The organism is Croceicoccus marinus (assembly GCF_001661675.2).
Classification (GTDB): Bacteria; Pseudomonadota; Alphaproteobacteria; order Sphingomonadales; family Sphingomonadaceae; genus Croceicoccus; species Croceicoccus marinus.
In genome coordinates this window covers 124960-142002 of the sequence record NZ_CP019603.1, presented here as the reverse complement: position 1 = coordinate 142002, position 17043 = coordinate 124960, and the positions used below count along the sequence as shown (strand labels likewise).

The following is a 17043-nucleotide window of genomic DNA, read 5'->3' as shown; positions in this document are numbered from 1 at the left end:
GTCCAAAGTCTGACTAGACCTCCCAGACCAGTTCCAGTTTCGGCACATGGGTGATGTTGCCGGCATGATATTTGATGTCGAACCCATCGGCGACGCGGAAAGGCGGCACCAGTTTCAACCAGCGTTCAAGCGCGGTCTGCAACTCCATGCGGGCGAGATGCATGCCGAGGCATTTGTGGATGCCGAAACCCAGCGAGATATGCGGCGCCTTGCGGTCGAACCGCACTTCCTGCGGATTCTCGTAATAATCCGGATCATAACCGGCGACCGCGGTCGAGATCCCCACGTAATCGCCGGGCATGATTTTCTGGCCCCGGATTTCGATCTCCTTGGCTGCGATACGAAACACGCTGACCGGGGCGAACGCCCGCAGGAATTCCTCCACCGCCAGAACGATCTGTTTGGGATTATCGCGTAATTCCTGCTGTTTATCGGGATATCTTGCCAGAAAGGTGAAGATGTTGCCCATCAGCGAAGTCACCGTGTCGAGCCCGCCGATGAAGAGGTTGAAGCAGTGGCCGAAAACTTCCTTGTCGTTCCATTTGCGGCCATTGATTTCATAATCGAAAATGCCGCTGATGTAGTCGTCACCCGGATTGGCCCGACGCTCGGCAATCACCTCGTTCAGATAATCGACGACCTTCTGAACCGCGCGTGTCCGCAGTTCGAAGTCGTTGGTGTGGAAGATGTCTTTTTCCCACTCCAGAAATTCGGGCATTCTGTCCTGCGGCAAGCCCAGTAGGTCGAGGACGATGAAGATGGGGAATTTCGATGAGAACTCCTCGACGAATTCGCAATGTCCCTGGTCTTTGAAATTGTCGATCAAGGCGACCGCACGCTCGTGAAGTTCGTCGCGCATCCGTGCGATCTTCTGGGGCGCGAAGAACGGATTCAATGCCTTGCGATACTCACCATGCTCGGGCGGGTCGGTCTCAGTCGGGATGACCAGCCAGTCCTCGCCGATCGACTGGGCGAACTTGCCCATGCCGTTCTTGGTATAATTCTCCGCGTCGCGAAGGACCTCGTGCATGTCCTCCACCTTAGTCAGCAGCCATCCGCCCTGATCGCCGGGAAAGATATTCGTACACCAGGTGACAGGCGGAAGCGTCCGCTGGATCTCGGGCAGCATGACTTCCTGCGGGCAAACATCGACATTCTCACGCTTGAAGAAGTCGAGCGTGACCACCTTGTCGGCAGGTACATGGGCCGGGATTTCACGAGCCGGGGCGGTAGCCATTGTCATTCTCCGTCAATTCTCTGGAATCACCAGATGATGCGCATCTGCGCTGCGAGTCGGCGGTCGCGCAATGCTTCGCTGCGTTCCTGCGGACTCACGCGCCTTGTTGCTTCGGGCAGATGCGACAGGACATCGTCTATCTTGACCTTTCTTATGGTAGGCATCGGCTTTTCGCTGGCCTCGAACCACCGTCCCTGAATGGCGCCTGCGGGATAACCCGACGTATCGAGCCAGTTGTGCACGCCGGGATCCCGCGAAGAAATCACCGCGCGGAACACACCATCGGGATCGACCACTCCTTGCACGTCGTTCAGGCTTGCCTGATTGTTGTACCAGTCGGTCGTCTCGTACAGTTCGTTGGTCAGGATGATCGACCAATAGCGGTAGCTTTGCGGGACGCGAACTTCGCTAATAAGGGCCTCGTCGTCGGCCAGCTCATAGGCGCCCTCGTAATAGAATTGGCCCTTGAGGCCGGACATTTGCGAGACATCGAAAATCTTGAGCTTGTTCAGATATCCCTCGTCCCGCAATTCCTCGACATGGGTGGGGAAAGCCAATGCACACACGCGGGTGATAAAGGGCATTTCATCGAAAGCGGCGTGCAAGTCGTCAGCGCTGAGGCGACCCTTTGCATCATCGACGTCAAGCCGCGCAATTCCGAACCGGGGCTCTCGCTCCGCGCCCCAGTCGCATGACACGATACGCACCATGAACTTTTCGCATTGCGGGTCCAGCGCTGCCCAGTTCCCGGTGTAACCGGCAGGACGCTCGGGCGAGACGACCACTTCGAACGATCCGTCTTCGCCTACGGTCAGATCGTCGAAATCGGTCTGCCCCAACAGCGGGCTGTGCTTACCGGTCCGCAGCGTGTCCGGTCCCATCTGGGCAAGGATGATCATGCGCACCGTACCGCGATCGCCGCGCAGCAGATAGCTGCCGCCCTTCTCGATAAGCGCCGATTTGTAGATTGTGTCGGCATTGGGCTGGAAGATGTTCTGCGCAATGTTCAGTTCGGGCACGAACATCGGATGGCGGCGATCGCCGACAAGCGCATCGGAACTCGCCCGCGCAAGGCCCGCCAGCAGCAGGCGCATCGATTCCGCCATGATCCGGGGATCGCTGCGTAGCCGTTCCGGGACACGCGCCCGCATCGCATCGCCCAGCGGTCGCAATTCATCGACCAGCTTTTCCCACGAAAGACCGCCTGCATTCATGCCCAACACCTCTCTTCCGTTTTCTCGTCAAGTCTCTCGGTTCGATATGAGATTGAACCTCTCTCACGGCAGGTGCTTCTATGAACCGTGCGGCGAAGATCACCGACAAGGAGGGTCTGCGATGAAATCGAAGGACATGATGCTGGACGTTTCCAGCGCGGCGGCGATTGGCGAGAAGACAGAGATCGCGGCCAGCCTGCATCTGCCCGACAACTGGGCCAAAAGCGGCAAGCACCTGATTTTCGCCATTCATGGCGGAGGCTATTCGCGGATCTACTGGAACCCGCCGTTCGCCGACGAAAGCTATAGCTTCGCGCGCTGGTTCACCGATCGCGGCAAGGCTGTGCTGGCCATCGATATGCTGGGCATGGGTGACAGCACGAAACCGGAACCCGAAAGCAAGCTGAGCCGCGCGATTATCGCGAATGCCCATGCCGCTGCGCTGGCCTTGGTCGTGGATGAACTGGGGCCAGACATCAGCGTAACTGGCATGGGCCATTCGATGGGCGGCATGATGATCATATCGCAGGCCGCCATGCATCCCGTTTTCGACCGGGTTGCCGTTCTGGGCTGGGCCAATGAACCGATGGTGCTGGGCGATACCGACACGGGAAAGCTTCGTGCTGGCCTTATTCCCAGCGGCTACCTCGCCACGCCGCGTGAACCCATGCGCAAGCTGTTTTACTGGCCGGATGTACCGCATGCGCTGGTGGAGGCGGATGAAGCGCACGCTTCTTCCACACCCGCAACGCTGGGCCGCGCCGCGCTTACGCCTGGCGTCGTACACGAAGAGGCTGCGGCGATTACCGTACCTGTGCTCGTGGTACAAAGCGCGATCGACACCAGCCCCGATCCCTCGCGAGAGACCGCCTATTTCAAGACAGCGGCTTCAACCGACCTGCAAATCGTGGACAATGCGGCGCACTGCCAGAATTTCGCCGGTTCGCGACGCAGCCACTGGGCCGATCTGAACGACTGGTTCGACCTCAACTGATTGGAGGCTGGCTCACTACACTGCTCTAACGCCGCCCTGTGCGGCGCCCTCGCCCATTTCCTTGAGCGCCACATCATTGTCGCCCAGTAGCGTGGGATCGATCACCGCATGGCGTTCGACCAGCTTCTTGCCCTGCACGTAATCCTTGACCTTGTTCACGCAGTCGAGCGCCACGACCTTGCCGTCGCGCAGATAGACGATGGAAAAGCTGCGGCTCTCGGGCTCGCCGCGCACGACGATCTGGTCGAAGCCCATCGAAAGCCCCACCGTCTGCAGCTTCAGATCATACTGGTTCGACCAGAACCAGGGCGTTGCCTTGTAGGGCTGCTTGTCGCCGCAGATTGCCATGGCCGCTGTCTTGGCCATGTCGTTCGCGTTCTGCACCGATTCCAGCCGGATCACCGCGCCATCGGCATAATCATTGGCATGGGCCGCGCAGTCGCCAATGGCATAGACATCGTCCAGCGAGGTGCGGCAATATTCGTCGACGTCCACGCCATTCGCGCCGGTCGCGCCCGCCACGATCAGCGGGCCGATGCAGGGCACGATGCCGATGCCCACGATCACCATGTCGGCCTCGATCTCGCTGCCATCGGACAGGCGGACACCGGTGACTTTCTCGCCGTCGCCCAGAATGCAGTCGACGCCGGTTTCCAGCATGATGTTCACGCCGTGGTCGCGGTGCTCCTTTTCGTAGAAGCGCGACAAGGACTCACCCGCAACGCGCGCCAGCACGCGGTCGAGCATTTCGACCAGCACGACCTCGATTTCCAGCTTGCGCAGCACCGCCGCCGCTTCCAGCCCTATATAGCCGCCGCCGATCACGACGCAGCGTTTCGCGCCCGCGTCGATCTCGCCCATCATGCGGTCGACATCGGCGCGCGTGCGCACGGCATGCACGCCGCGCAGATCCGCGCCCGAACAGGACAGCCGACGCGCGTCTCCGCCCGCCGCCCAGATCAGATGGGAATAGCCCATGTCCTCGCCATTGCTCAGCTTCACGGTCTTGGCGTGGGCGTCGATCTCGCTCACGCTGGTGCCCAGGATCAGATCGATGTCCTTCTCGCCCCAGAACTGCGGCGGACGGATATAGAGCCGCTCGAACTCCTTCTCGCGCGCCAGATATTCCTTGGACAAGGGCGGACGTTCGTAAGGGGGCTCCTTCTCGCGGCCGATCATGGCGATCGAACCCTCAAAACCGGCCTGCCTAAGAGCGAGAGCGGCGGCGGCTCCGCCATGACCTGCGCCCACGATGATGACGTCTGCTTGCTTCACACTTAACTCCAACAAGTCTCTGAACGCGATTCAAACTTTCTCGATCAGCTCCGGCACCGCTTTATACAAATCAGCAACCAGCCCGATGTCGGCGACCTGGAAGATGGGTGCGTCCTCGTCCTTGTTGATGGCGATGATGGTCTTGGAATCCTTCATGCCGGCAAGGTGCTGGATCGCGCCCGATATTCCGATGGCGATATAGACTTCGGGCGCCACGATCTTGCCGGTCTGCCCGACCTGGTAGTCGTTGGGCAGATAGCCCGCGTCCACGGCGGCCCGGCTCGCGCCCACGCCCGCGCCGAGCTTGTCGGCGAGCGGCATGATGACGCTCTCGAAGGTCTCGCTGTCCTTCAGCGCGCGGCCGCCCGATACGATGATCTTCGCGCTGGTCAGTTCGGGGCGTTCCGACTTCGCCAGTTCGGCAGAAACGAAGCTGGACTTGCCCGCATCGCCGGTGCTGGCGACGGCTTCGATCGCAGCCGATCCGCCCGTGGCTTCCGCCTTGTCGAAGGCGGTGCCGCGCACGGTGATGACCAGCTTTGCGTCAGTGCTCTCGACCGTGGCAATGGCATTGCCCGCATAGATCGGGCGGGTGAAGCTCTTCTCGCCTTCCACGGACAGGATGTCGCTGATCTGCATCACATCGAGCAGGGCCGCGACGCGCGGCGCGATGTTCTTGCCGGTGGTGGTGCCGGGGAACAGCACCGCGTCATGCGATTCCATCAGCCCCTTGATCAGCGGCGCGACATTCTCTGCCAGCTGGTGCTCATAGGCACCGTCGTCGGCGACATGGACCTTGCCCACGCCTGCGATCTTGGCCGCGGCTTCGGCAACAGCGCCGCAGCCCGCGCCCGCGACCAGCAGGTGCACTTCGCCCAGCTTCGAGGCCGCGGTCACCGTGGCCAGCGTCGCATCGCCCAGATGGCTATTGTCGTGATCGACATAAACAAGCGTCTTCATCAGGCGACTCCCATGCTCTTGAGTTTTGCAACCAGCTCGTCGACATCGGCGACCTTCACGCCCGCCTGACGGACCGGCGGTTCGGACACGTTCAGCGTCTTGAGGCGAGGCGCGATATCGACGCCGTAATCGGCGGGCGTCTTCGTCTCCAAAGGCTTCTTCTTCGCCTTCATGATGTTGGGCAGCGACGCGTAGCGCGGCTCGTTCAGGCGCAGGTCGGTGGTGATGATCGCGGAAAGGCTCAGCTGCACCGTCTCAAGTCCGCCATCGACTTCGCGCGTGACATTCACGTGATCGCCGTCCACCTCGACCTTGCTCGCAAACGTGCCCTGCGGCAGATCCATCAGCGCGGCCAGCATCTGGCCGGTCTGGTTGCTGTCGTCGTCGATCGCCTGCTTGCCCAGGATGATCAGGCCGGGTTCGACTTCCGCCGCCACGGCCTTGAGGATCTTGGCCACCGCCAGCGGTTCGACTTCCGCATCGGTTTCCACCAGCACCGCGCTGTCCGCGCCCATCGCCAGCGCCGTGCGCAGCGTTTCCTGCGCCTTGGCAGGGCCGATGCTGACGGCGACGATCTCGCTGACCTTGCCCGCTTCCTTCAGACGGATCGCCTCTTCCACCGCAATCTCGTCGAACGGGTTCATGCTCATCTTCACATTCGCAAGATCAACACCCGTTCCATCCGCCTTCACACGCGGCTTCACGTTGTAATCAATCACCCGCTTTACGGGCACTAGCGCTTTCATGGTTTGGTTTCCTTGTTCTAAAACTTCGCGAGCAGGGCTCCGCCTTCCAGCGGGCGATCAATGTTTTCCGTCACAGCCCGCATCAGCGCGGGCGTACGAGAACATCGTGGTGCGGGCCCCAGCCTGCCGTGAGCTGTCGAACCCCACCCGCACCGACGTTACAGGGATGGCACTCACCTTCCATCACGCTCGATCATCGCGATTTCCCCGGCAATCGATCGCGCTGCCAGCCAATAGCAGAGGATCGCCAGCAAAAGGAAAAGGCCCAGCAAAAGAAGTGCCTGTTGCAAGCCCGTACCCGCCGCCTCTTCGCAGATTGTCGACGCGTGTGCGCCGCCGCCAAGACACTCTTGCGCATATCGAGTGCCATATCGGGCGGTTGCCAACAAATCGCTCATATAGCCCAGAAACGCCGAGCCGAGGCCTAACCCGAAGACGGTCTGCCCGAATGCATGGATGGCAGCGGCAGTGGCCCGCATCCGCGGCTCTACCAGTCTTTGCGTCACGGTCATGATCGTGGGCAGAAAGGCATAGAGGCAGAAGGTCGAGCCGAACAGCAGCACCGCCATGATGCGCCACTCGTCCTGATAGATCGCAGCAAGGAAAAGCGGCATGGCCAGCATCGTCGCCAGCATCGGCAGATATCCATACCGCCGATGGGCCCCTGCCGCGAACCGGTCGGCAATCAGCCCGCCCGTCACTCCGCCCAGCGCAGTCGCCGCGCTGAACGTGAATGCGAACGTCAAGGCCGCCTCTGCAAGGTTGAAACCGAAGCGGCGCACGAGGAGCGGGATGAGGAAAAGATTCAGGCCGAAACCTACCAGGGCGACCATGCCGCTACCCAGGGTGAATGCCACGAATGCGCGTGATCGACCCACTCGGCGAATGACCGCCCCAAATGGCGGCGCGCCCTGCCCGGCGTTGAGCCTGACAGGCTCCCGGATCGTCAGCCAGAGAAGCAGTGCCAGCAACAGGCCCGGGGCGCCCGCTGCGACGAATGCCCACCGCCAGCCATAGGTTTGCGCAATCCAGCCCCCGCCAAGGACGCCGATCGCGCCACCGACGGACACACCCACCGCAATCGTCGAGAAAACCGTCGCGCGGCGTTCTGGGGGAAAGCGGTCTGCAATCAAGGAGACGACCGGCGGAGTGAACCCTGCCTCACCGATACCCACGCCCATGCGCGCCAGCAGCAATTGGACATAGCCTGTGGCCGCGCCGGATAGCATCGTCATCAACGACCAGAGTGCGGTCGCGGCCGCGACGACGCCGATGCGATTGACCCGCTCGGCAAGGCGCGCGATCGGAATGCCGATGCCGCCATAGAACAGCGCGAAGGCCGCGCCGCCCATGATGCCGAGCTGGAAATCGCTGAGCCCGAATTCCTGCCGGATCGGCTCTCCGACCACGGCAATGATCATACGGTCGATGAAGTTGAAGGCGTAGATCGTGGCCAGAAGGCCGATAAACCACCAGTCCCGACCTGAGAAACGTCTCACAGCACCGCTTCCTGTCGCAACCGGGCCATCTGGGCGATGACATGGATGGCCACCATGCACATTGCCATCGTGGCGGCACCAGCGATCCAAATCATGACCGGCGACCAGGCGGAATTGAGCGCCAGCGATACAGGAGCGGTAGTGGAGCCGAGCGTCGCGGCATAGGTAAAACTGGGCAGGATCAGCAGCCACAGCCGCTTGATGCCGCCAAGGTACGGCACAAGCTTTGCCAGTGCGGCACCCAGAACGAACCCGCCCGTGGCATCGCAGAACGAGAACCAGATGGGCGAGCCGAAGAGATGGAACGGCTGGTTTCCGTAGAATGCACTCAATTCCATCCACTCGCATATCGATACGGCGAGCCAGTCGACCGCCGCGGTCGTGAAGAAAAGCTTCCAGACACTGGCGACGGGCGCCCCGCGTTCGACTACTCGCCATACCAGATAGGCCGATCCTCCGAAGAACCATGCATAGCCTAGCGGTACATACCAGGGGATGGTCCGTTCATAGCCGCGGAAGAATGCCAGCGGGTTTTCCGCAGGATACCAATAGAGCAGCGTGTTATCGTAGATCGGCTCGATCATCACGGCTGAAAGCGCGGTTCCGGCGAAAACAAGGGGCAGGACCCAGCCCCGTTTGGGTCGTTCGGAGCCGAGCGCCCACCACGCCATGATCGCGGCAAGGATGACACAGGTGCCGATCAGAAATATGGTACCCGCCGGTTCAGGGGCCGGCATCACCGGCATGGGTGTAATCGTCGATTCCAAGAAAAGCCTCTCCCGCCTTGTGCAAACAGGATGTCGGCGCGAAAAACTCTCGCAACCTGTCCTGCGACAGGTTGTGAAACCCGCGCTTCCATTGCTTATGCCGGCTGAAAAGGAGAACCCATGGCTGGACGGCTGGAAAACAGGATTGCAATCGTGACGGGTGCCGCAGGCGGTATCGGTGCGGCGTCCGCAAGGCGGCTCGCGCAAGAAGGCGCAAAAGTCGTGCTTGGCGATATCGATGTCGAAGCGGCGGCGGCCGCAGCGCAGGATATTCCGGGCGCAACATCCCTACCGCTGGACCTGACCGACGAGAATTCGGTCCGCGAATTCGCCGAACAAGTTGCCGCGGATCTGGGCCGTATCGACATTTTGCACAACAATGCCGCCATTCAGAACGATGCACAGCGGCAGGCCGATCTCGATGTCCTGAACCTCGACGTGGCCGCTTGGGACCGCGCGATGGCGGTCAATGTGCGGGGCGCGATGCTGATGAGCAAACATGTCCTGCCCGGCATGATCGAGCATGGACGTGGATCGATCATTCACAGCGCATCGGGCTTTGGCGTGCAGGGCGAGGCGACGCTGACTGCCTACGGCTCGTCCAAGGCCGCGCTGATCCAGCTCAATCGCATGATCGCGACCCAGTATGGCAAGCTGGGCGTGCGTTCGAACTGCATGGTGATCGGCTTTGTCCTGACACCGCTTGCGCAGGAATCGACGCCGCCGATGGTGAAGGACATCCTGCTTTCGCACCATCTTACCCCGCGGCTTGGCCAGCCCGAGGATGTGGCCAATCTCGTGGCATTTTTAGCCAGCGACGAGAGCGAATTCATTACCGGTGCCGCAATTCCGGTCGATGGCGGCGTCACCGCGCATCAGCCAAGCTACGCCGATTTTCAGAAGATGTTCGCGGAAATGGGTGGCGGCAAGCTTTAACCGGCCAGTTCGGCCAGCCGGTCCATGCCGCGCACGGGGTCCGTCTGCCCATCCCATCCGGCATGGGCCTTTTCCATCAGCGCCAAACTGCCCAGCATGGCTTCGGACATTTCCATCAGCTCGGTATAATAACCGTAAGATGCAAAGGTATCGTACAGGCAGAAACGCTCTCCCGATAGCATCGTGCCGCTATAGGCGACTTTGAAGCCTGCTGCCGACAGGCGCGCATAGGCAGTGTCATAGTCGGCGCGCGGCATGATGTGATGCAATCCTTCGCCCCGTGCCTGCAGGAAATCGCGGAAGGGTGAGGCGCCATCGTTGGTCTGCTGGAGCAGTTCGATCAGGACGCCGCCGGAAAATCCGAACCCCACCCGCATCGAAACCTCGGTCGGTTCTCCGTAATATTGCTGGCCGGGCATGACCGGCACGTCGAATACGAAGAATGGCCCCGCACACAGATCGCGTGTCCAGTGCTCCAGCGCGGCATCGATGTCCCTGACGATATGACACAATTCGACGATCGATCCTTCAGGCTGCATCGCTCCATCCCTCCATGCTGGTGCGCCGTGCAAAATCATACGCGCGCGTAGCGATCTGCGCCCTGCGACCGGCAAGGTCGATCATGGGCACGCTGGCCGGAATATCCCCGATCGTCGTCAGCCGCACCTCGCGGATCATCCGGCTCAGGTCGAGACCTGCCGGTACGCCCTGCCATCTTGTCAGCATCCAACCTTCATGCAGCCCGCAAGTGTCGATCCAGTTCGCGACGCCGGGATCGGCCAGCGCAATCGCATAGGTCACCGTCCCATCGGCATTGGGCACCACCTGCCCCTTGTTGAGGCTGGCAAGCCGCAGCAGCGGATCGGGCGCGATGGTCCACGGATCGGTGATCTGGAAGCCGGTGTAATAGCTGCCCGCAGGATCGAGCGTGACCAGCAGCGCCTCGTCATCCTTCAGCGCGAACCGTCCGCCTGCCAGATAACCCCAATTGCCGTCGCGCCCGTTAGGGCCGACCAGCCCGTTGGGCGCGGGAAAGCCGAGGAAGCTGTCCTTGAAACCGCGCCAGAAACGCACCCATGCAGGCATGTCAGCGACGATTGCGGCGGCGATCTCGTCCTCGCTGCGCGGCGACCAGTCGGGCGGCGGGTCGAGACGGGTGACAGAGACTTCTGCAGGCATCTGGTTCCAGTCGCATTGGCTGTCGCGCGTGTAGATCTGGATGCGGCCGGGACGGGATTGCAGATGAAGCGACCCGCCCGCTTGCGGCCCCACGGTCACCGACACGCGGCGGTCGCCATCGCAATGCGGCAGCAGGTCCTGCAACGTCAGCGCACCGATATTATCGCCCAGCCCGGCGTGATGTTCCGGCTCCATCTCGATCACTACGCTGAATTGCGGTGGGTCGGCGGAAAAGCGCAGGTCGATGCGATAGCTCCTTTCCCCGTCGATCGGGATTTCGCGATTGAAATTATCGGGATTGTCCACCGCGACCGCCGCGCCGTGATAGACATGGCCGAACCATCGCCGCGGGGGATTGGACACGTTCCAGGTAACGACCGGCGACGCCGTGTCGCCATTCGCTTCGCGCATGGCCAGCGCCAGAACCCATTGATCCAGCGCACGGTCCAGACCCAGATTGCCGTCAGTCGTGCGGGCGGCGGGATCGCTCAGCATGTCGCGCCGCGCCGCTTCGCGCGCCGCCCTGACGTCAGGGCGTTCGATCAGGCGGAGCGCCAGAATTTCAGCGCGCTCCTGCTCTTGGGTGTAGAGCGGATTGGTCATGAGATGGTGCCCACGCGGCCGCCTTCGACGAACACGGTGCTGCCGGTGGTATAGCTCGATGCATCGCTGGCCAGCAGGATAGCCGCGCCAACCGCCTCGTCCGCCGCGCCGAAACGCTTGATGGCATTGCGCTCTGCAAGGCCCAGCCCCTTATGGATCTCGGCCTCCTGTCCGTCCGGGCTCATCGAACCGACGCACAGCGCGTTGACGCGCGTGTGCGGGGCCAGCGCCTTGGCCAGTGATCTGGTAAGGAAGGACAGCGCCGCCTTGCTGACGCCATAGGCCACTGCCGGCGGAATGGGCGTGAAGCCCCCGCAACTCTGGACTGAGATGATTGTGCCCTTGCCGTGGGCCTCCATCTCGGAGGCGGTCATCTCCGCGAGGCGCCAGGTGGCCATCACGTTCACGTCTATCGCGGTTTTCCACACCTCGTCGGTATTCGCCCAGAGGCCGCCGTCTTGGGCATAGACTACGCCTGCAGCAGCATTATTGAAAATGATATGGATCGGTCCGAACGCTTCGCGCGCCTTTGCGACCAGATTGACGAGGTCTTCGCGCTTGCCCGCATCGGTGGCCACGGCCAGTGCCCGTCCGCCGTCCGCCGCGTTGATCTCTGCCGCGATCCGGTCCAGCCTGTCCTGCGAACGTGCGGAGATGACGACACTGGCGCCAAGTTCGGCGTAGGCCTTCGCAACATGCTCGCCCACGCCGGGGCCGACGCCGGTTAGGATGGCGGTTTTTCCGTCGAGGCGAAAGCGATCGAGTACGCTCATGATGGTCTCTCCAGAAGATGGCCGAAGCGGTCGTAATATTCCGTCATGCGGGCGCGCACTTCCGCCACGTCTATCCCGTATTGTTCGGGCGTATGCTTGTGCTTGCCCATGCGCTTGGCGGCAGGATTGTCGGTCAGGAACCGGTCGATCCGGGCGGCGTGTTCGTCTGAAAAACGCAGGCCGAAACGGTCGTAGATTCGCCGGATCGTCCCTTTCGGGTCGGCCACCACATCCTTGTGCGCCAGATCGATGATCCGCTCGTCGATCCGCGGATCGGCACGCGCGGACAGGGCGCGGTTCATGCCCGTGATCCACGTTTCCACCACGTCGCGCCCGATGGCGGCCTTGTCCTTGTCGCCGCCGAACGCCGCGAGGAACCCGGCAATGAAGCTTGAGAGCGATGAGAATGTCAGCGCAGGATCCCGGTGCGTCCATACCAGCATCGCGCCCGGATAGGCCTCCAGCAGCGCAGGCAGGTCGAACAGATGCTGCGGCGATTTCAGCGTCCAGCGCCCTTGCGGCCCCTTCCACTGGAAGTTCTGCAGCAGCCGCTTGTGCGATATATACTGGCCGGGCACCTCATTCGTGCGCAACCAGTCGGCATAGTCGGGCACGCCCAGTTCCGCGGGGAAATTGGTGCTGGCGAAGTGATATTGCATCCCGTGATTGCATTCGCCCGGCTGGGTGCAGTCGAACCGCTGAATGTCGAGCAGTTGCGGCGCATGCTTCAGCCAGTTGTCGTACATGGCGGTGACCTGCGCGATGCGCGGATCGCTGTCGAATGTTGCTGCCTCGGTCGGGGGCCATGGGATATACCATTCCCATTCGCGCGGCGCCCGCGCCTCTGGGTCAAGGCACAGCAGATCGTAGGTGATAGTGGTGCCGGTGCGCGGAAGGCCGATCACGATCAGCGGATCGCCGACATCCTGCTGCGCGATTTCCGGATGGTTGCGATCATCCTCGACAAACCGAAGCCGCGTGGAAAGCTGGCCCACGATATTATGGGTCGCCAGTTGGCGAAGCTGGTCGTTCGGGCCCATCGCCTCCACCGCCGCGGCCAGTCTTTCAAACCCTTCGCGCCACCCCGTGTCCGGTCCGAAGTCGGTCAGGCCCGTGGCATCGCGAGCGGCGGTTTCCAGTCCGGCTACGCTCAGCGGTTCGGTCATGACAATTGCTGTTCCATCATGGCCAGCAGGTCGGCGTAATGCGGCTGATGCGAGAGGCCCCCTCCCGAAATCGAGATGTTCTCGCCAGTGATATAGCGACTCTCGTCCGACGCGAGAAAGGCGATAAGCGCGGCGATATCGTCCGGCGTGCCGAATTCCGGCGTCAGTATGTGGCGCTGGATCACTTCCTTAAGGCCCGGGACCGTGGCCTCAAGCGCTGGCGTCAGGACAACGCCGGGCGAGATCGAATTGCAGCGGATGTTCTGCTTGCCGTATTGGGTGGCGACATATTTCGACAGCGTGATGATGCCGCCTTTCGAGGCGCCATAGGCGACCCGGGCGAGGTCGCCCGCGATACCGCTGTTGGACGCGGTATTGATGATCGATCCGCCGCCGCGCGCGATCATGTGCGGGATCGCATATTTGCAGCCCAGCAAATAGCCGCGCAGGTTGATGTCGATGATCTCGTCCCAGATCTCGATGGGAATATCGACCGGCGTGGTGTCCAGCGGATGCTTCGCCGGATCGGTCATCGCGGCATTGTTGTGAAGTATGTCGATCCCGCCGAAGTGATCGACTGCTGCGGTCACCATCGCTTCGATTGATACCGGATCGGATGCGTCAAACTGGACGGCAAGCGCGGCCTCGCCCAGCGGTCCGGCCGCGGCCCTGGCGCTATCCTCGAACAGGTCGGCAATGACGACCTTTCCCCCTTCCCGCACAATGCGGTTGGCAACGGCCGATCCGATACCGCCGCCTCCGCCCGTTACGACGGCCACCTTGCCCTCAAGCCTGCGCATCCCGTTATCCTCCCGTAAAGCTTTTATTGAACTCGACGAACCCCTTCAGGCGCTCCCTGCGGTCGGCCTCTACTTGCGGAAGCTTTTCGGCGCCGGGACCGTCGGGGATGATCTGCACCGGTTCCCCGGCCAGCAATCCGGCCAGCGCGTTATTGGTCACGTCGGCAGGATCGAATGCACGTGATGTGTCGAAATCTGCAGGAACAATTCGCAGCAATGTCGGAGTGCGCATGATCGGGGCGGCAATGCCGATCACGTCGATGCCCCGTTCGTGATATTCTGCCCAAAGCGACTCTGCGAAATTGATCTCAAACGCCTTGGTGGCGGCATACATCACCAGATTGGGCTGACCGCCCAGCCCTGCGCCCGACGCCATTACGATTATGCCGCCCTTGCCCCGCTTCAGGAAGCGCTTGCCGAAACCGTTGGCGGCATCGATCAGCGTTGTGATGTTCATCCGGACCAGATGATGCGCGGCATCGGTGCTTTCTTCCAGGAAAGCCGAGAAGCCTCCGGCCCCGGCGTTCGAGATATAGAGGCCGACATCAAGATCGGCCGACGCCTCGACGATCCTGACGCCCGCATCGACGTCGGTCAGGTCCTGAAAGAATGCGCGGTATTCGATACCATATTCGCCTGCCAGATCCTTACCGAGCGTTTCGAGCAGACCCTGCCTGCGGGATACCAGCACAAGGTTGATGCCCATGGCGGCCAATTGCCGAGCGTAGCATTCACCGGTTCCTTCGGATGCTCCCGCGATAACGGCCCAGGGGCCGTACCGTTCGCGAAAGGCGGCCTTGTCGATCGGGCGTCGCGGAAGTTGGCGCATGGTATCTCAGCCCCCCTTCATTTCGGCAAAGCGGGCCTTGGCGGCTTCGATCCCGCGGATCAGAGCTGTACAGTTGCCAGCACCCGCATAGAACAACAGGAAATGAGGAATCAGTGCCAATTCCTCTTCAGTGAATTCATCGTTCGCCAAGGCGCCCATCATCTGGATCTCGATCAGGTCCTGCCTGCCCAGCATGGTCGTGGCGCCAAGCACCATGAGGCGCTTTTCCCTGATAGACAGGGCATCATCGGCCCACAGATTGCCGAACTGGTTTTCGATGATCTCGCGGTTGAAACGGTCATTCTCCCGCCCCTTCATCATCGCAGAGGTACCTTTGCCGTACACGGCATCGAAGACCTTCAGTCCATTTTCCCAGGCATTGTCGCTCATCGTCATTCCTCGCTTGTCTGGTGGCGTCGCTCAGGCGATCGGCTGGCCTTTGGGATATTCCAGGCCAGAAGTGGAATCGGCGTTGTCGCGGATCAGTTCGATCATCGGCAGCCGCACGCCAAATCGGGCCGCCTCATCAATGGCGACTTCAAGGTCCTTGATCATCAATCCCTTGAAGTAATTACGCATTCCGGTTTCCTGCTCATTTCCCGCAGGATCGGGGCGCACCACCATGGCCAGCGCCCCTTCCAGCCCGCCGCCCGCATTGGGATCGCCCGACAGAGCCATGCGCAACTGGCCCAGATCGACCCCGTAGTTCCGCGCGATCACCGCACCTTCGTAACCGGCACGCATGCAGCCGAAATAGGTGGCGTTGCGGGCGATCTTTGCGGCCATGCCGGCGCCCGGGCCGCCCATGTGAATGACCTGTCCGGCAAATCCGTCGAAAATGGGCTTTGCCTTCGCCATGTCCTCGTCAGAACCACCCGCAAGACAGATAAGACCGTTTTCACCCGATTTCGGGCCGTTGGTCACCCCGCAGTCGATCAGGATCACTCCCGCTTCGGCGCACAGCTTTTGCGCGGTTTCCAGTTCCGTCATCGATATGGTGGACAACAGGATCACCGTCTGCCCGGCCTTGTTGGCTGCGAGCACGCCGTCGGGGCCCGACAGCACGGCGATCGTCTGTGCGCCATTCAGAACGGCGATCAGCACGCAATCGGACGCTGCCGCCAGATCCCTCGGCGTTGCCGACATCGGGGGCGCTCCGGGGATTTTTTCGGCCGCCTCGGCCCGCACGTCATAGATGGCGGAAAGCTGGCCGGATCGCTGGAGGCATTGTGCCACCCCGCCGCCAATGCCGCCAAGGCCGATTACACCACCGCTTTTCATCATTGTTCTCCTTGGATTGAGTCGGCGTGGTCGCGGGTCACGAAAAGGTGCCGCAGCTCAGATTGTGTTGCTTCATCCAGCCCTGCGTCCGCCAGATAGCGCGATACAGTCTTGTGACTGTTCTCGATCCGGTCCCACGCAGCCTGAAGATATTCTGTTCGCACGCCTATCAGCGCATCCACCTGTTCGGCGCTTGGCATAAAGCCGAAGCTGGCCCGGATATCGCCTTCCAGCGTTCCGCCGCGCCGAAGATTCTCGCCGAACACCACGGACCGATGATAGTCCCGCATGATTTCGTCCCGCGAGGCCCCCAGCATTTCCAGCAGTATGGCAACCGCGACCCCCGTGCGGTCCTTGCCCGCAGTGCAATTCACGATTGCCGGCCTGCCTTCCAGCAGGCATTCGCCCACGGTTTTCCAGTGCGGCGCAAGCGCATCGGGAATTTCCCGGTATGTCTCGCTCATGATGTCGATGGCCAGCCGCTCATCACCGCCAAGGCTCAGCCTTTCGCGTCCATCGTTTCCGAAAACGCGCAGGTCGGCATTCACGTCCAGTCCCAGCCAGCGGCAGTTCGCGTCCTGCCAATCATGCGGATGCGTCTCTCGCTCCCGCCTAGAGCGCAGGTCGAAGATATATCCGATCGCCAGCGATTTGAGCTGTGCATGATGTTGCGGCAACAAATTGGCCGGACCTTCGGCGCGAAAGAGTGCCCCGCCGCGAACGGCACCGCCATTCGTTCGTATACCGCCCAGGTCGCGGAAATTGAGATTAGCCAGATCCATCG

At 61.6% G+C, this 17043-nt stretch carries 18 protein-coding genes; 2 read left to right on the top strand and 16 right to left on the bottom strand.

Annotated elements, in window-relative coordinates; genetic code table 11:
* Positions 1–13: 13 nt before the first annotated feature.
* Both A9D14_RS14940 and A9D14_RS14935 read right to left on the bottom strand, forming a co-directional pair.
* The gene (locus A9D14_RS14940) at positions 14–1237 is read right to left on the bottom strand and encodes a cytochrome P450 (RefSeq protein ID WP_066849666.1); all 1224 of its coding nucleotides are present in this window, start codon (positions 1235–1237) and stop codon (positions 14–16) included.
* 26 nt (positions 1238–1263) lie between these two features.
* Positions 1264–2451: a DUF1214 domain-containing protein gene (locus A9D14_RS14935; protein WP_066849664.1), complete on the bottom strand. Its 1188-nt coding sequence runs from the start codon at positions 2449–2451 to the stop codon at positions 1264–1266.
* On the opposite strand from A9D14_RS14935, the gene A9D14_RS14930 reads away from it, so the two are divergent.
* Entirely contained in the window at positions 2450–3445 is a 996-nt protein-coding gene (locus A9D14_RS14930; protein WP_157668257.1) for an alpha/beta fold hydrolase, read from the top strand. The genes A9D14_RS14935 and A9D14_RS14930 overlap by 2 nt on opposite strands.
* A gap of 15 nt (positions 3446–3460) precedes the next feature.
* Here the strand turns inward: A9D14_RS14930 and A9D14_RS14925 are convergent, their stop codons facing one another.
* The 5 genes from A9D14_RS14925 to A9D14_RS20140 form a co-directional block, all read right to left on the bottom strand.
* Positions 3461–4720, bottom strand: a complete 1260-nt coding sequence (locus tag A9D14_RS14925; protein WP_066849658.1) for an NAD(P)/FAD-dependent oxidoreductase — start codon at positions 4718–4720, stop codon at positions 3461–3463.
* Between the two features lie 30 nt (positions 4721–4750).
* Positions 4751–5680: an electron transfer flavoprotein subunit alpha/FixB family protein gene (locus A9D14_RS14920; protein ID WP_066849652.1), complete on the bottom strand. Its 930-nt coding sequence runs from the start codon at positions 5678–5680 to the stop codon at positions 4751–4753.
* The gene (locus A9D14_RS14915; protein WP_066849649.1) at positions 5680–6426 is read right to left on the bottom strand and encodes an electron transfer flavoprotein subunit beta/FixA family protein; all 747 of its coding nucleotides are present in this window, start codon (positions 6424–6426) and stop codon (positions 5680–5682) included. The genes A9D14_RS14920 and A9D14_RS14915 overlap by 1 nt, the downstream gene beginning before the upstream one ends.
* 173 nt (positions 6427–6599) lie before the next feature.
* The gene (locus tag A9D14_RS14910; protein ID WP_066849646.1) at positions 6600–7925 is read right to left on the bottom strand and encodes a spinster family MFS transporter; all 1326 of its coding nucleotides are present in this window, start codon (positions 7923–7925) and stop codon (positions 6600–6602) included.
* Entirely contained in the window at positions 7922–8692 is a 771-nt protein-coding gene (locus A9D14_RS20140) for a hypothetical protein (RefSeq protein WP_232469078.1), read from the bottom strand. Before A9D14_RS20140 ends, A9D14_RS14910 begins: the two co-directional genes overlap by 4 nt.
* 120 nt (positions 8693–8812) lie before the next feature.
* Here A9D14_RS20140 and A9D14_RS14905 point away from each other — a divergent pair, with 120 nt between their 5' ends.
* Positions 8813–9628, top strand: a complete 816-nt coding sequence (locus A9D14_RS14905) for an SDR family NAD(P)-dependent oxidoreductase (RefSeq protein ID WP_066849639.1) — start codon at positions 8813–8815, stop codon at positions 9626–9628.
* On the opposite strand, the gene A9D14_RS14900 is transcribed toward A9D14_RS14905, so the two are convergent.
* Genes A9D14_RS14900 through A9D14_RS14860 form a run of 9 tightly spaced genes read right to left on the bottom strand, consistent with a single transcriptional unit; the run spans position 9625 to position 17041 of the window.
* A complete protein-coding gene (locus tag A9D14_RS14900; protein WP_066849632.1) occupies positions 9625–10167 on the bottom strand; it encodes a VOC family protein in 543 nt (180 codons plus the stop codon). The genes A9D14_RS14905 and A9D14_RS14900 overlap by 4 nt on opposite strands.
* The gene (locus A9D14_RS14895; RefSeq protein ID WP_066849630.1) at positions 10157–11410 is read right to left on the bottom strand and encodes a hypothetical protein; all 1254 of its coding nucleotides are present in this window, start codon (positions 11408–11410) and stop codon (positions 10157–10159) included. Before A9D14_RS14895 ends, A9D14_RS14900 begins: the two co-directional genes overlap by 11 nt.
* The gene (locus tag A9D14_RS14890; RefSeq protein ID WP_066849628.1) at positions 11407–12183 is read right to left on the bottom strand and encodes an SDR family NAD(P)-dependent oxidoreductase; all 777 of its coding nucleotides are present in this window, start codon (positions 12181–12183) and stop codon (positions 11407–11409) included. The genes A9D14_RS14895 and A9D14_RS14890 overlap by 4 nt, the downstream gene beginning before the upstream one ends.
* Positions 12180–13349, bottom strand: a complete 1170-nt coding sequence (locus A9D14_RS14885; protein WP_066849625.1) for a sulfotransferase family protein — start codon at positions 13347–13349, stop codon at positions 12180–12182. The genes A9D14_RS14890 and A9D14_RS14885 overlap by 4 nt, the downstream gene beginning before the upstream one ends.
* Positions 13346–14149, bottom strand: a complete 804-nt coding sequence (locus tag A9D14_RS14880; protein ID WP_083988091.1) for an SDR family NAD(P)-dependent oxidoreductase — start codon at positions 14147–14149, stop codon at positions 13346–13348. The genes A9D14_RS14885 and A9D14_RS14880 overlap by 4 nt, the downstream gene beginning before the upstream one ends.
* A gap of 4 nt (positions 14150–14153) precedes the next feature.
* Positions 14154–14978 (bottom strand): SDR family NAD(P)-dependent oxidoreductase, encoded by an 825-nt coding sequence (locus tag A9D14_RS14875; RefSeq protein WP_066849615.1) that lies wholly within the window; start codon positions 14976–14978, stop codon positions 14154–14156.
* Between the two features lie 6 nt (positions 14979–14984).
* A complete protein-coding gene (locus A9D14_RS14870) occupies positions 14985–15368 on the bottom strand; it encodes a carboxymuconolactone decarboxylase family protein (protein ID WP_232469076.1) in 384 nt (127 codons plus the stop codon).
* A gap of 30 nt (positions 15369–15398) precedes the next feature.
* Positions 15399–16259 (bottom strand): NAD(P)-dependent oxidoreductase, encoded by an 861-nt coding sequence (locus A9D14_RS14865; RefSeq protein ID WP_083988151.1) that lies wholly within the window; start codon positions 16257–16259, stop codon positions 15399–15401.
* Positions 16259–17041 (bottom strand): tyrosine-protein phosphatase, encoded by a 783-nt coding sequence (locus A9D14_RS14860; RefSeq protein WP_083988090.1) that lies wholly within the window; start codon positions 17039–17041, stop codon positions 16259–16261. Before A9D14_RS14860 ends, A9D14_RS14865 begins: the two co-directional genes overlap by 1 nt.
* Positions 17042–17043 lie beyond the last annotated feature (2 nt).